Source organism: Agrobacterium sp. AGB01, from assembly GCF_014851585.1.
GTDB lineage: Bacteria > Pseudomonadota > Alphaproteobacteria > Rhizobiales > Rhizobiaceae > Agrobacterium.
Genome location: NZ_JACVAB010000001.1, coordinates 918,649 through 931,731 on the forward strand (window position 1 = coordinate 918,649; position 13,083 = coordinate 931,731).

Genomic DNA, 13,083 nt, shown 5'->3' on the forward strand with positions numbered 1-13,083 from the left:
GTAGATCAAAGTAAAAAGCGTCTTTGGTTACGCCGTCCAACGCTCAATGTCGCCATTCTCGCCAATCATGGCCAGACCGTGCGCAATCGACAGCAGTTCTCCGCCGCTTTCAATCTTGTCGGCGTCGAAACGCTGCGTGAAGATTTTACGCACCGCAGGAACGAAGGATGTGCCTCCAGTCAGAAAGACCTTGTCGATGCTGGATGCATCAGTGTTGGTCTTGGTCAGGACTTCGTCGAGCGCGTCTTCGATCTTGGCTAGATCGTCGCTGATCCAGGTGTCGAAATCCGCGCGGCGCACGGTCTTGCGGCCGGACTTTCCAAGCGGCGAGAAATTGAACTCTGCCTCTTCATGCTGCGACAGTGCCATCTTGGTGGCCGAAATGGCCTGATAGAGCGGATAACCTTCGTCATGCTCAACCAGATCGATGAACATTTCCAGCTTTTCCGGCTCTAGCGCAGAACGCACCAGTGATTTCAGATCGGTGAATTCCTTTGACGTTTTGAAGATCGAAAGCTGGTTCCAGCGGCCGAAATTGACGTAGTAGCCGGCCGGTACATCGAGAACCTTGTCGAAGCTCTTGAACTGGCTGCCTTTGCCGATCTCTGGCGAGACCAGATTATCAATCATGCGAAAATCGAAATGGTCGCCGGCAACGCCAACACCGGAGTGACCGATGGGTTTTGCCGAAAGCTGGCCGCCATTGGTTTCGAAACGAATGAGTGAATAGTCGGTGGTGCCGCCGCCGAAGTCGGCGACCAGAACATTCGCATCTTTCTTGAGGCTCTGGGCAAAATAGTAGGCGGCTGCCACCGGCTCGTAAACATAGTGGATGTTTGGGAAACCCATGCGCGTCAAGGCTTCATTGTAGCGCTGCAGGGCAAGGTCTTCATTCGGGTTGGAGCCGGCAAACCGCACGGGACGACCAGCTACAACAGTGCCGATATCACCGTTCCAGTTATCGCCTGCATAGGTCTTCAGCTTGCGCAGGAAAACCTCCATCAGATCTTCGAAGGTCTGGCGCTTGGCGTAGATCAACGTGCCCTGGAACAGCGAGGAGGCGGCAAATGTCTTGATCGACTGCAGGAAACGGCAATCACCGGCGTGATCGATGAACTGGCGAATGGCGGCCTGACCGGCTTCCACCTGCAATGCCGCAGCACCAAGCGACGGATCTTTCATAAAGGAAAGTGCGGTTCGCATGCTGTCTGTGTCACCGGCCATGCTGCTGAATTGCATGGAACGGCTCTGCGTGCCGTTTTCAGAGAGAGCCATGACCGTGTTGGTCGTGCCGAAGTCGAGGCCGAGCGCCCGTGCCATTGCGGTATCCTTTGTCGATAAAATAGCTGGCCGGACTGAGCGATGTCAGTCCCGCAAATAAAAAGGCGTCAATTGACACCTGTGATTTTTGAAGAGGGCGGGTGATCGCATAGGAGATTGTGAATGGCAAGCATGGCGCACGCGTTTTCTTAAGTCATGCCGCAATAAAGCCACGGGGGTTGGCGCAATACGAAGATGGGGATGGACATGATTTGATGAAACGCACGGCGCTTGTTGTTTTTGAGTAAGGCGCCTCAGGAGGGCGACGTATGACGCAAACACTTTATCGTTCGGCATTGTTTTTTAGTTTGGTATCAGGCGTTTGTCTGAGTTTTGGTGCGGCCGGTGCAGCAGAACCGGTTCACTGCACGGTCATTCTGGATGTGGCGAGCCGGCAGGCTCTGCACCGTGAGGGGGATTGCGATAAGGCCTTTGCACCTCAATCGACTTTCAAATTTCCTCTGGCGATCATGGGTTATGATGCAGGCATTCTGACGGACGCCACAACGCCGAGATGGGACTACAATGCCGAATGGAAAAGGCCGAAGCGCGAACAGCAATCGGTCGATCCGACGATTTGGGAAAAGGATTCCATCGTCTGGTATTCGCAGGAAATTACCCGAAAGCTCGGCAAGCAGAAGTTCGCCGAATACGTCAAGGATTTTGAATATGGCAATGCCGATGTCAAAGGCGTACCCGGCCATACGGATGGGCTGACAGAATCCTGGCTGATGTCGTCGCTGAGGATTTCTCCTGATCAGCAGGTCGATTTCATGCGCCGCTTCGTGAGTGGAAAAATACCGGCCTCCAAGCAAGCTTATGACAATACAAAGGCGATCATCCCGCAATTTACCGCCGCTGACGGCTGGTTGATTCACGGTAAAACCGGTTCCGGTCGTATTCGCAACAAGGTCGGCAAGGCAGATGGTAATAACTGGCTTGGCTGGTTTGTCGGCTGGGCAGAAAAGGGCGATCAGCGGGTGGTCTTTGCCACGCTGAATGTCCGGGAATGGACAACCAAGGAACCGATCAGCTTTGCGACCCGTGACGCGCTGATTGCAGATCTGCCAAAGCTGGTGAAGTAATTTAGCGGATAAAGCGCCGTGCCACGAAGATCATGGCCAGCCCGGCAATCGCCAAAAGTGCGCCGCGCAACATCCATGGGCTTTGATTGATCATAAAGCTGGAGGCAGGGTAGGGGAAATGACCGCTACCCTGCCCAATCCAGATCACGCCGATAAGCGTTAGAAGAAACCCAAGGACGGTCAGCGAAATTCGAAGCACCTGCATGATAAACCCCGAAAGAGAAAGCTGGACCACCATAAACCGAATACGCGTCACAAACTACATGCGGGTTGAAAAGACGGGATTATCAAACGAAAAAAAGCACGATCAGCGTACACTCTACTGGTCGCGCTTTCCATTGATGTCACCAAGCCCAACGCTTAGATAGAGTTTGCAGCGCCGCCATCGACCCGCAACATGGTGCCGGTGATGTAGCTTGCACCTTGCGAGCACAAGAACGCACCTGCAGCGCCAAATTCATCCACGGTGCCGAGACGGGCTGCCGGAATAGTCTTGACGGACGATGAGCGGATTTCCTCAAGGCTCTTACCAGTACGCTTGGCATTGGCGCCATCCAGTTCGTCGATCCGGTCGGTGTGAATGCGGCCGGGCAGCAGCATGTTGGATGTGATGCCGAAACCTGCCACTTCGCTCGACAATGTCTTGCTCCAGCCAACCAGCGCGCCACGCAATGTGTTGGACAGCGCCAGATTGGGGATCGGTTCAAAAACGCCGGACGAGGCGACGGTGACAATACGGCCCCAGCCTTGCTCCTTCATCTGCGGCAGGAAAGCGCCGGTCAGTGTGATGACGCGCAGCACCATCGACTGGAAGAAGGTCTCGAGCTTCTCGGCTGTGATCTCTTCGGCAGTGCCGGGTGTCGGGCCGCCGGTATTGTTGATCAGGATGTCGATGCCGCCGAGCTTTTGTTTAACGGCGTCAACCATCTCGGCCACAAAATTTGCCTCGGAAATGTCACCACGAACCCAATCAGCCTTGCCTTTGCCAAGCGCGTTGAGAGCTTGGCAATTTGCTTCCAGCTTTTCACTGGTGCGGCCAACCAAGAGAACATTGACGCCTTCCTTGACGAGTGCCGTTGCAATGCCAAGACCCAGTCCGCGTGAAGAGGCAAGAACCAGTGCGCGTTTGCCGGAAATTCCGAAATCCATGTGTCATTCCTTATGAAATCGAGACGTCATTCTTTGTATAGGGTGCGCAGATCACGATTTGAAGGTCGAGACACGCATTGATGCATTTAGGCAAATGGCACTTTGCCGGGATTGAACAAACCGTTGGGGTCGAGAGCCTGCTTGATCTGTTTTGCCAGACTGCGTTTTATCGGGTCAGCATAATTTTCGTAACCATATCTTTTCTCAAAACCCACGCCATGCTCGGCCGAGAAACTGCCACCAAATTCGCGGACACCGGTATAGATCGCGTCCTGAATATGGACGGTCTCGTTGTCATCCGGTTCATCGCACTTCACGGTCAGGTGCAGGTTGCCATCGGCTATATGGCCGTAGACATAAAGTTCGTAGTGCGGGTTGAGCACGTGAAAACGGGCATGCAGATCCGCGACATAGGCATCCAGCAGGGCAGGCGGCAGTGACACGTCGAAGGAGGGTGGATTGTTGTAGAACTGGTAATAGAAACCGGACTCCTCGCGCAGTACCCAGATTTGTTTGGCCTGGGTGCCAGACTGCGAGAAAATGCCATCGAGAATACCGATGTCCTCCCAGATGTCGGCAAGGGCCGCCTCCAGATTGCTGCGCGCCGTTTCTTCATCACTGGACGAAATCTCAACGATGAAGGCGCAGGCGCTTTCCGGCAGCCAGGAGAGGTCAAAATTGCGCAAGGCGGCATGGTCACGAATAAACAGTGGCCACATCATTTCTGCCGCTTCCAGCTTGAGGCCGGTCATGTCAGTGAGACGTTCGGCAATGGCCAGCGCGCTTTTCGCATTATTGACCGCCAGCATGGCGGTGGCGCGGTATGGCCGCAAAGTTTCAAGTTTCAGCACGAGGCGTGTGATGATACCGAACGCGCCCTCGCTTCCGATCAGCAACTGCTTGATGTCAGGCCCGGCACTGACTTTGACCACGCGGGTCAGGTCGCTGAATATCGTACCATCAGGCATGACGGCCTCGATGCCGAGTATCTGATGGCGCATGACGCCGTTGCGAAATGCCAGCAGTCCGCCTGCATTGGTGGCCGCCATGCCGCCAATCGTTGCCGTTCCGCGCGAAGGAAGGTCAATGCCGGTGGTGAGGCCGTATGCCGCTGCCGCTTCCTGAAGGGCCTGCAACGTCATGCCCGCCTGCACTGTTACGGTCTTTTCCTCGATATTGATGCTATCAACGGCGTTCAGCCGTGATGTCGAGATGATGATCTGCCCTTCATGGCTGACGCAACCGCCAGCAAGACTGGTGCGCCCGCCATGAGGCACAATGCTGACGCCGTGTTCGCGACACCATGTCACCAGTGCAGCGACGTCCACTGCGCTAGAGGGAGACACCACAATGCCTGCGCCAAAATTGTCCGGGTGTTCTCCGGGGTCGCGTCCTTGCAAGTCGGCATGTCCTGCAACGTGCATATCCGGGAAGGCAAATTTCAGCTTCGCTTCAAGGGTGAGGGCGGACGTGTCTGGCATTAGCGGTTCGTTTCGCGACGTGAATTCAGTTGGCAAATCAATAGCAGCCTGCGGCCGGGCGTCCAATGTAGTTTGAGCAATCCACTAATTTTGATGACGACGTGCCTTGACGGTCAAGCGTGATCATTTGCTTAAACGCGCCTTGACCGACGCTAAAACCGACCTTATTTGTATATTACGTGAACGTAAAAGTAATTTAATCGTCAGGTTGTCTGACAATAATGTGTGAATCGACATGACTTGCCGCATTCAGCGCTCGACAAGTGCCGTTTGCTTTGCCAAGAAAGAACCGAAAGACAGGGACGGGGTGGTCAACCCGGCGGGATTGAGAGGCTGATATGACAGAGCAACATGAACTTCCTGAACGCGAGTCGATGGAATTCGACGTTGTGATTGTGGGTGCAGGTCCTGCGGGTCTGTCGGCAGCAATTCGTTTGAAGCAGGTTAATCCGGACCTGTCGGTGGTTGTCTTGGAAAAGGGCGCCGAAGTTGGCGCACACATCCTGTCCGGCGCGGTGGTTGACCCTATTGGTATCGACCGCCTGTTGCCCGGCTGGCGTGAGGAAGAGGGCCATCCCTTCAAGACCGAGGTGAAGGACGACCAGTTCCTGTTCTTAGGGCCTGCTGGCTCAATTCGTCTGCCCAACTTCATGATGCCACCGCTAATGAGCAATCACGGCAATTACATCGTGTCGCTTGGTCTGGTCTGTCGTTGGCTGGCGGAAAAGGCGGAAGCTCTCGGTGTCGAGATCTATCCCGGTTTTGCTGCCAGCGAGGTTATCTATGGTGATGACGGCGCTGTCATTGGCGTTGCAACCGGTGATATGGGCATTGAAAGAAACGGCGAACCTGGCCCCAACTTCACGCGCGGTATGGCCCTGATGGGTAAATATGTGCTGATCGGTGAGGGTGTGCGTGGTTCTCTGGCCAAGCAGCTTATCTCGAAATTCGACCTGCAGAAGGACCGTGATGTCCAGAAGTTCGGTATCGGCATCAAGGAATTGTGGCAGGTAAAGCCCGAGAAGCACAAACAGGGTCTGGTGCAGCACTCGTTCGGCTGGCCGCTGGGCTTTAAAACCGGTGGCGGATCTTTCTTGTATCATCTGGAAGACAATCTGGTGGCCGTCGGTTTCGTGGTACACCTCAACTACAAGAACCCGTATCTTTATCCGTTTGAAGAGTTCCAGCGGTTCAAGACGCATCCGACGATCAGTGAAACCTTCGAGGGCGGCAAGCGCCTGTCCTATGGCGCCCGCGCCATCACCGAAGGCGGCTACCAGTCGGTGCCAAAACTTTCCTTCCCCGGAGGCGCACTGATCGGCTGCTCAGCCGGTCTGGTTAATGTGCCGCGCATCAAGGGCAGCCACAATGCCGTGCTATCTGGCATGCTGGCGGCAGAAAAGATCGCCGATGCGATTGCCGCAGGCCGCGCCAATGATGAAGTGGTCGAGATCGAAAATGAATGGCGCCTGGGCGACATCGGCAAGGACCTGAAGCGGGTTCGCAACGTCAAACCACTGTGGTCCAGGTTCGGCACGTTGCTGGGCATTGGCCTGGGTGGTCTCGACATGTGGATCAACCAGATTTTCGGCTTGTCAATCTTCGGCACCCTGAAGCACGGCAAGACCGATGCGGAAAGCCTTGAGCCTGCTGCGAAACACAAGCCGATTGCCTATCCGCGACCAGATGGCGTGTTGACCTTCGATCGCCTGTCATCGGTGTTCCTGTCTTCCACCAATCATGAGGAAGACCAGCCGGTGCATCTGCATGTCAAGGACATGGATTTGCAGAAGCGCTCCGAGCATGATGTCTATGCAGGGCCTTCTACACGTTACTGTCCGGCAGGCGTGTATGAATGGGTCGAGAAGGATGGCGAAGAAGTCTACGTCATCAACGCGCAGAACTGCGTGCACTGCAAGACCTGTGACATCAAGGACCCCAACCAGAATATCAACTGGGTTCCGCCACAAGGCGGCGAAGGGCCGGTTTACGCCAATATGTAAGATGGCCCGGCCCGCACGGACCGCCGTCGACAAGGACAGAAGGCCAGGTTGTGAAAATGGATGATCTTGTCTCGTTTTCCATTCGGCCCGCGCGGCGCAATGAAATAGAGACATTGAGACAGATTGAGCTCGATGCCTTTTTTGCGCTTCGCGATGCCGGCGGGATTCCGGGCGAACCAAGCGCCACATCGGCTGACAGTCTTTTCGTCATGCTTGACAATGGTCTTCTTGTCGTTGCCGTAAACAGCGAAGATCGCCCCTTGGGTTTTCTTGGCGCAACGCAGATCGGCGATGAACTCTACATCAATGAAATCGATGTTTTGAGGGCAGTGCAAGGCAAGGGGCTGGGCAAAGCTCTGATTGTCTGGGCTGTCGAAGAGATGGGGCGACGCCGACTGCGACGTGCGACGCTGACCACCGACCGGTTTGTGCGGTTCAACGCACCGTTTTACGCCCGCAACGGTTTCCGTGTGTTGGCGGATGATGAACTGTCGTCTCATCTGCGGCAAACACTGGGTCACCAGATTAAATGTGGTCTTGATCCTGCCCGCCGGGTCGCCATGGCTTCGGATAAGCACTAAATCCACAACCGCGTGCAACGGCCTGTTGAATTCCCTGCGTTTAACCATGACATGTGGGGAGGTGCTGATATAATGCTGTGGCGCATATCGCGTCCTGGGGTGGTGTTATGGACTTTGGTGTTAAATGCGGCGTTATCTCCTTTGGCCTTAAAAGCAGATGGCTATGGTCTGCTGTTGCGGCATGCGGTTTTCTATCGGTCATGACCTCAGCGCATTTCACTGCCGCCGCCGATTGCCGGTCTGATCCGGCCCCCGGCGTGGACTGGAGCCAGTGCAACAAGCGATTGCTGATGCTCGGTGGAAGCAATTTCGAAGGTGCCAACCTGGAGGGCACTGATTTCACCTATACAGACCTGCGTGAGTCGATTGTGAAGTCGGTGAACTTCACCAAGGCCAAGCTGGTCAGAACGTCACTTGCAAATACCGATCTTGCAGGCGCAACACTCAACAAGATTGAAGCCTACCGCAGCGATTTCACCAATGTGAAGGCCGACAAGGTGCCATTTGTGAACGCGGAAATGCAAAGAGCCGATTTTACCGGCGCACATCTTGCTGGCGCGGATTTTTCGAAGGCCGAACTCGGCCGGGCGAATTTTGAGAACGCGGTGCTGGATGACGTGCATTTCAGCATGGCAAACTTGTCTCGCGCGCGCTTCATCGGTGCAAAGCTTGGCGGCGCGGTGGATTTGCAGAACGCATTTCTTTTCTTGGCACGTTTTGAAGGCGTCGACCTGTCAAAGGTCTCTGGATTATCTCAAGGCCAGCTTGATCTCGCCTGTGGTGATGCAAACACCAAGCTACCGGAAGGCCTTACGGCATCTAAAGAGTGGCCCTGCCATCCAGACGAAGACCCTTCATGATGTAAAAAATCCCCCTGACCAAAGGCCAGGGGGATTCAAGATCACTAGAAGCCGGACAGGACGATCTTGCCCTTGGCCGTGCCGCTTTCAATCAGCGCATGGGCTTTTTTCAGGTTGGCGGCGTTGATGCTGCCATATGTTTCCGTCAGCGTTGTCTTGATTTTCCCGGCATCGACGAGTTCTGCCACATGGCTCAACAACTTGTGCTGCTCGATCATGTCAGGTGTCTGGAAGACAGCGCGTGCGAACATCATTTCCCAGTGCACCGACAGGCATTTACGCTTGAATGGCATGACGTCAAACCCGCCTTTGGGATCATCAATCAACGCAAAACGGCCCTGTGGTGCCAGCAAGGTCACGCTTTCGCCGCCATGAAGATCGCTCTGTGTGGTGGAAAACACGAAGGAAGGCGCGCCTATTCCAAGTGCCTCGACCTGCGTGGCTATCGGCTGGCTATGGTCGATGACATGGTGAGCGCCGAGTTCTTTTGCCCATTCTTTCGTTTCCGGACGTGACGCCGTTGCGATGATCGTCAGATCGGTCAGCTGGCGCACCAGTTGGATGGCAATCGAGCCAACACCACCGGCGCCACCAATGATGACGATGGCGTTAGCGCCACCGGATACCGGCTCATTGATCTTTAGGCGATCATACAGGGTTTCATAGGCGGTGATGGCTGTCAGGGGCAGGGCAGCCGCTTCTTCAAAGCTCAGGCTTTTGGGCTTTGCGCCGACAATGCGCTCATCGACCAACTGGAATTCACTGTTGGAGCCCGGCCGGTTAATGACGCCAGCGTAATAGACCTCGTCTCCGGGCTTGAACAGGCTGACCTTGTCGCCAACCGCCTTGACCACACCCGCCGCATCGAAGCCGAGTACGCGGTGCTGGCCATCTTCAGGCACAGCACTTTTGCGCACCTTGGTATCAACGGGGTTCACCGATACCGCCTTGATCTCGACAAGCAGGTCGTGACCGGTGGCGACTGGAACTGACAATTCAATGTCCAGAAGGGACGTTTCGGCAGTGATGGGTTGAGGGTTCAAATAACCGACGGCACGCATGTAAAGCCTCCTTGCTTGTTTGCATGCATGGTAATTGATACATATGAAATGAAACCGCAAGAATGCACAAATTCTGTATATACGCACAAAAAGGATACTGTGATGTCTCGTCCTCGTGCAAAATTGACTGGCAACTTTCCCGGCTGTCCCGTTGAATCCACGCTGAGTTTTCTCGATGGCAAGTGGAAGGGCGTCATCCTCTATCACCTGCTGAATGGCGGTACGCTTCGCTTCAACGAACTGCGTCGCCACATTCCAAGCGTCACCCAGCGCATGCTGACCAAGCAGTTGCGTGAGTTGGAAGAAGCAGGTCTGATTTCTCGCAAGGTTTTTCCCGTCGTGCCGCCTCGGGTGGACTATGCGCTGACGCCACTGGGTCTCAGCATGCAGCCGGTTATCGCCGCCCTGAAGACTTGGGGTGATAGCCACGTCGTTTGCGAGAACGGCACGAAATACGTCCGCACACCGGATGGCAGGAAGGAACTGGCAGCCTGAGCTGCCAGTCCTTTGATCAGAGCAGGGTGCCGCTGAGGATCAGCAATGCGACGCTGAAGTAGATGACCAGACCCGTGACATCGACAAGAGTTGCCACAAAGGGTGCCGAGGCGCTTGCTGGATCCAGACGCAGTTTCTGGAGGATGAACGGCAGCATTGAACCACAGATCGAACCGAAGCTGACGATGCCGACCAGTGCGGAAAATACCGTGAAGCCAACCAGCAGCCAGTGTTCGCCGTAATCGTAAAAACCTGCCTTCTGCCATACCGTCAGCCGCAGGAAACCGATTGCGCCGAGTATGGTGCCCAGCATCAGGCCGGTTGGCAGTTCACGCAGCAGAACTCGCCACCAGTCGGAAAGCTTTAGCTCTCCCAGCGCCAATGCACGAATGATCAGTGACGTTGCCTGCGAACCGGAATTGCCGCCGGAGCTCATGATCAGCGGAATGAACAGCGTCAGCACGACAGCCTTTTCCAGCTCGCCCTCAAAATGCTGCATGGCGCTCGCCGTCAGCATTTCACCGATAAACAGCGCAGCCAGCCATCCGGCACGTTTGCGGATCATCTCTGGAAAGCCGATTTTCATATAGGGCTTTCCAAGAGCCTCCATGCCACCGAATTTCTGTGCATCTTCGGTCGTGTCGGCAATCATCGTGTCGATCACATCATCGACGGTCACAATGCCAAGAACATGTCCGTGTTCATCAACCACAGGCAGGGCCAGCAGGTTGTGCTTGCGGATCAGCTTGGCGACCACTTCCTGCGAGGCCAAGGGGTCGATGAAAACAACGCTTTCTGCCTGGGCGACCGACAGGATCGAGGCTTCTGGCTGACCGGTCAGCAGGCGGCGAAGTGTCACGACATTTGTCAAAACGCCGTCATGGCTCAGCACATAGATGGCGTAGACCGTTTCGCGGGAACGACCGACTGTACGGATATGATCAAGCGTCTGCTCAACGGTCCAGTCATCAGGGACGCTGACAAACTCCGTGGTCATGATGCTGCCCGCCGTGCGGGGCGGATAGTTCATCAGATGCTGTATGGCGAGTGCCGTTGTGCGGTCCAGTCGTGAAGACAGCCGGGCGCGTTCACCGTCTTGCATTTCCTGCAAAAGGTCTGCGACACGATCGTTTGCCATGGTGTTCAGCAGGCGAACGGCAACGTCGATCGGCATTGCGTTGATGATGGCAGCGGCGTGATGCAGCTCCGGGCGAGCCAGAATGGCCACGGCTTTTGGCTGTGCCATGTTGGAAAGGGCAGATGCAGCCTGTGCCACGTCAAGCGTGTTCAGTTGATCTACACGTTCTGCAATGGTGAGGCCTGTTGCATGGGTGCCACGAAATAGGCGTGCAGCCTTGCCGGCTCTCTGGGAGAGGGTGTGAAAGTTCATGATTACTCACCTTTCTATCGATCCGCCGATTGCGGCAGATCGTGGTGAGCCGACAGGAGTCAGATCAGAGCACGAACGCCGTTCTCGGCAAAGGCAATCGACTAATACTGTCGCTAGACATCTAATGATGCTCCGGTTGAAATCCGCGCGATGAAAAACCATGCGCGTAAGGCATGTGTTGCGCCTGAAACGGCCAATAGTCAAGAAGAGAATAACTACGTTTTTGCAAGGCTGCTTTGCTTTGGCACGCGTGTCGAAAAACGATGCCAAAGCAATGCGCTAAGGGGGCAGTTCAGGCCGTTTTTGCGCGTTTGTCGATGGAGACGGAAATCGCAAAAACCACAAGGCCAGCGGCTGAGAGTGCAGCGCCGACATAACCGGTTGCAGCGTAGCCGTAGCCCCATGCAATCACCAGACCACCGAGCCACGCGCCAAGCGCATTGGCGATGTTGAAGGCGGAGTGATTGGAGGCGGCGGCCAGCGTCTGTGCATCCGCTGCAACGTCCATCAGGCGGGTCTGAGCAGCCGGGCCAGCTGCAAAGCTACAGCCAACAAGGAACACGCAAAGGCAAAGCATGAACCAGTTATCAGCTGTTAGCGAGAACAGTGTCATGACCAGAATGTTGAACACCAGCATGCCACCAATCGTGCCGGTCAGCGAAATATCGGCAAGGCGTGAACCGATGATGTTACCGACATTCATGCCGATGCCGAACAGCGCCAGAACGATGGAAACCGAAGCAAGCGGCATCATCGCAACATCGGTCGTTGTTTTGGAAATGTAGCTGAAAATCGAGAACATGCCACCGAACCCGACCGAAACGATCAGCAGGGTCAGCCAGACCTGAACGCGTTTGAATGCACCAAGCTCACGTGCAATGCTGGCACCTTCGGCAACAGTGTCACGGGGCTGGAACAACCACACCAGGCCAACCGTCAAAAGCCCGATACCACCCACCAGCATGAAGGCCGCGCGCCAGCTCATCAACTGGCCGATAAATGTCGCCAGAGGTGTTCCAAGCAGTGTTGCAATGGTCAATCCCAGCATTACACGCCCGACAGCTCGGGTTCGTTTGTGGACGGGTGCCATGGAGGCGGCCACCAGTGCGGCAACACCGAAATAGGCGCCATGCGGCAAGCCGGTTATGAATCGCAGTGCGGTGAAGGAAGCAAAGTCCGGGGCCACGGCACTCAGGATGTTGCCGATGGTGAACAGCCCCATCAGACAAAGCAACAACGTACGACGGCTAAGGCGCGCCGACAGAACCGCAATGATCGGTGCACCGACCACAACACCCAGTGCGTAAGCGGTAATCACATATCCGGCCTGCGGAATACTGACCCCATAGGTGCTGGCCACTTCCGGCAGCAGACCCATAATGGCGAATTCACCGGTACCGATACCAAAGCCACCGGCAGCCAACGCAATTTCGATAAGCGCGATTGCAAGGGGCGATAACTTGGCCGCGTCAGTCGCGGAACCGGATGATTGCGCACGTGTATCGTGCATGACGGACTCGGTCATGAGGAAACCTGATATGTGAACTGTATTCGGTGCGGGAGCTGCAACGGATGTGCAGGGACTGACAACTGGTCACCAAAATGACCTGATCTGACGTTTATCATTTGATTGTGCGGTGCGGTAGAGGCTTCGCATC

The 13,083-nt window shown here is 55.3% G+C and carries 12 protein-coding genes; 5 read left to right on the forward strand and 7 right to left on the reverse strand.

The features are described 5' to 3' along the window. Positions 1-27: 27 nt before the first annotated feature. Positions 28-1,320 (reverse strand): Hsp70 family protein, encoded by a 1,293-nt coding sequence (locus tag IB237_RS04315; protein WP_192487346.1) that lies wholly within the window; start codon positions 1,318-1,320, stop codon positions 28-30. 269 nt (positions 1,321-1,589) lie between these two features. Between IB237_RS04315 and blaOXA the strand changes: the two genes are divergently transcribed. Next, positions 1,590-2,405 (forward strand): class D beta-lactamase, encoded by an 816-nt coding sequence (gene blaOXA, locus IB237_RS04320; protein ID WP_192487347.1) that lies wholly within the window; start codon positions 1,590-1,592, stop codon positions 2,403-2,405. Position 2,406: 1 nt separating this feature from the next. Here blaOXA and IB237_RS04325 read toward each other — a convergent pair whose 3' ends face one another. The 3 genes from IB237_RS04325 to IB237_RS04335 form a co-directional block, all read right to left on the reverse strand. Continuing rightward, positions 2,407-2,610 (reverse strand): hypothetical protein, encoded by a 204-nt coding sequence (locus tag IB237_RS04325; protein ID WP_192487348.1) that lies wholly within the window; start codon positions 2,608-2,610, stop codon positions 2,407-2,409. 155 nt (positions 2,611-2,765) lie between these two features. After that, entirely contained in the window at positions 2,766-3,554 is a 789-nt protein-coding gene (locus IB237_RS04330; protein ID WP_192487349.1) for an SDR family oxidoreductase, read from the reverse strand. 86 nt (positions 3,555-3,640) lie between these two features. Continuing rightward, entirely contained in the window at positions 3,641-5,035 is a 1,395-nt protein-coding gene (locus IB237_RS04335; RefSeq protein ID WP_192487350.1) for an FAD-binding oxidoreductase, read from the reverse strand. A 338-nt stretch (positions 5,036-5,373) separates the two neighbouring features. Here IB237_RS04335 and IB237_RS04340 point away from each other — a divergent pair, with 338 nt between their 5' ends. The 3 genes from IB237_RS04340 to IB237_RS04350 all read left to right on the forward strand — a co-directional run bounded on the left by IB237_RS04340 (position 5,374) and on the right by IB237_RS04350 (position 8,479). Further along, entirely contained in the window at positions 5,374-7,038 is a 1,665-nt protein-coding gene (locus tag IB237_RS04340) for an electron transfer flavoprotein-ubiquinone oxidoreductase (protein WP_192487351.1), read from the forward strand. A 56-nt stretch (positions 7,039-7,094) separates the two neighbouring features. After that, positions 7,095-7,619: a GNAT family N-acetyltransferase gene (locus IB237_RS04345; RefSeq protein ID WP_192487352.1), complete on the forward strand. Its 525-nt coding sequence runs from the start codon at positions 7,095-7,097 to the stop codon at positions 7,617-7,619. Positions 7,620-7,726: 107 nt separating this feature from the next. Further along, positions 7,727-8,479 (forward strand): pentapeptide repeat-containing protein, encoded by a 753-nt coding sequence (locus tag IB237_RS04350; protein ID WP_246787641.1) that lies wholly within the window; start codon positions 7,727-7,729, stop codon positions 8,477-8,479. Between the two features lie 44 nt (positions 8,480-8,523). Here the strand turns inward: IB237_RS04350 and IB237_RS04355 are convergent, their stop codons facing one another. After that, positions 8,524-9,540: a zinc-binding alcohol dehydrogenase family protein gene (locus tag IB237_RS04355; protein ID WP_192487353.1), complete on the reverse strand. Its 1,017-nt coding sequence runs from the start codon at positions 9,538-9,540 to the stop codon at positions 8,524-8,526. A 102-nt stretch (positions 9,541-9,642) separates the two neighbouring features. Here IB237_RS04355 and IB237_RS04360 point away from each other — a divergent pair, with 102 nt between their 5' ends. Further along, entirely contained in the window at positions 9,643-10,035 is a 393-nt protein-coding gene (locus IB237_RS04360) for a helix-turn-helix domain-containing protein (RefSeq protein WP_192487354.1), read from the forward strand. A 16-nt stretch (positions 10,036-10,051) separates the two neighbouring features. Here the strand turns inward: IB237_RS04360 and mgtE are convergent, their stop codons facing one another. Together mgtE and IB237_RS04370 are read right to left on the reverse strand one after the other, a co-directional pair. Then, a complete protein-coding gene (gene mgtE / locus IB237_RS04365; protein ID WP_192487355.1) occupies positions 10,052-11,425 on the reverse strand; it encodes a magnesium transporter in 1,374 nt (457 codons plus the stop codon). A 292-nt stretch (positions 11,426-11,717) separates the two neighbouring features. Continuing rightward, positions 11,718-12,935, reverse strand: coding sequence for an MFS transporter (locus tag IB237_RS04370; RefSeq protein WP_246787684.1), 1,218 nt, complete (start codon positions 12,933-12,935; stop codon positions 11,718-11,720). Between the last annotated feature and the right edge of the window lie 148 nt (positions 12,936-13,083).

What these genes read in the sequence shown, in the direction of transcription:
- IB237_RS04315 (WP_192487346.1), bottom strand. Translation starts at nt 1,320, where the DNA reads ATGGCACGGGCGCTCGGCCTCGACTTCGGCACGACCAACACGGTCATG.
- blaOXA (WP_192487347.1), top strand. Translation starts at nt 1,590, where the DNA reads ATGACGCAAACACTTTATCGTTCGGCATTGTTTTTTAGTTTGGTATCA.
- IB237_RS04325 (WP_192487348.1), bottom strand. Translation starts at nt 2,610, where the DNA reads ATGCAGGTGCTTCGAATTTCGCTGACCGTCCTTGGGTTTCTTCTAACG.
- IB237_RS04330 (WP_192487349.1), bottom strand. Translation starts at nt 3,554, where the DNA reads ATGGATTTCGGAATTTCCGGCAAACGCGCACTGGTTCTTGCCTCTTCA.
- IB237_RS04335 (WP_192487350.1), bottom strand. Translation starts at nt 5,035, where the DNA reads ATGCCAGACACGTCCGCCCTCACCCTTGAAGCGAAGCTGAAATTTGCC.
- IB237_RS04340 (WP_192487351.1), top strand. Translation starts at nt 5,374, where the DNA reads ATGACAGAGCAACATGAACTTCCTGAACGCGAGTCGATGGAATTCGAC.
- IB237_RS04345 (WP_192487352.1), top strand. Translation starts at nt 7,095, where the DNA reads ATGGATGATCTTGTCTCGTTTTCCATTCGGCCCGCGCGGCGCAATGAA.
- IB237_RS04350 (WP_246787641.1), top strand. Translation starts at nt 7,727, where the DNA reads ATGGACTTTGGTGTTAAATGCGGCGTTATCTCCTTTGGCCTTAAAAGC.
- IB237_RS04355 (WP_192487353.1), bottom strand. Translation starts at nt 9,540, where the DNA reads ATGCGTGCCGTCGGTTATTTGAACCCTCAACCCATCACTGCCGAAACG.
- IB237_RS04360 (WP_192487354.1), top strand. Translation starts at nt 9,643, where the DNA reads ATGTCTCGTCCTCGTGCAAAATTGACTGGCAACTTTCCCGGCTGTCCC.
- mgtE (WP_192487355.1), bottom strand. Translation starts at nt 11,425, where the DNA reads ATGAACTTTCACACCCTCTCCCAGAGAGCCGGCAAGGCTGCACGCCTA.
- IB237_RS04370 (WP_246787684.1), bottom strand. Translation starts at nt 12,935, where the DNA reads ATGCACGATACACGTGCGCAATCATCCGGTTCCGCGACTGACGCGGCC.